This is a genomic window from Pseudomonas sp. 2822-17 (assembly GCF_002742485.1).
In the GTDB taxonomy this organism is placed as follows: domain Bacteria; phylum Pseudomonadota; class Gammaproteobacteria; order Pseudomonadales; family Pseudomonadaceae; genus Aquipseudomonas; species Aquipseudomonas cyclaminis.
This window is the reverse complement of record NZ_LJRZ01000611.1, coordinates 1-290: the sequence shown is the minus strand read 5'-3', so window position 1 is coordinate 290 and position 290 is coordinate 1. Positions and strand designations below refer to the sequence as shown.

Annotated in this window: 1 pseudogene; it reads left to right on the top strand. The window is 41.4% G+C overall.

Features of this window, described 5'->3' with window-relative positions:
* Positions 1–183 (top strand): annotated as a pseudogene (pyrG, locus tag AOA60_RS23580) (CTP synthetase); the annotation flags it as partial.
* Between the last annotated feature and the right edge of the window lie 107 nt (positions 184–290).

Below are 290 nucleotides of genomic sequence, written 5' to 3'. Positions count from 1 at the left end.
GGCTTCGTATTCTCAGGGACAAGCCCTGATGGTCGTCTTGTAGAAATTATTGAATTGCCAGAATCAGAGCACCCTTACTTTGTGGCTTCTCAATTCCATCCAGAATTTGTATCCCGACCAACTCGTCCGCAGCCATTATTCCGCGAATTTATTCGTGCAAGCCTTGGCATAGTTGAAGAGTAAATTTGATTTGTTACTAATCCCCGCCCTTGAGCGGGGATTTTTTACGTGATGGATGTTGGTTGATTTCTGGTTGATTTTTGTCGAATAAACTTTATTTGAGTTTTTTT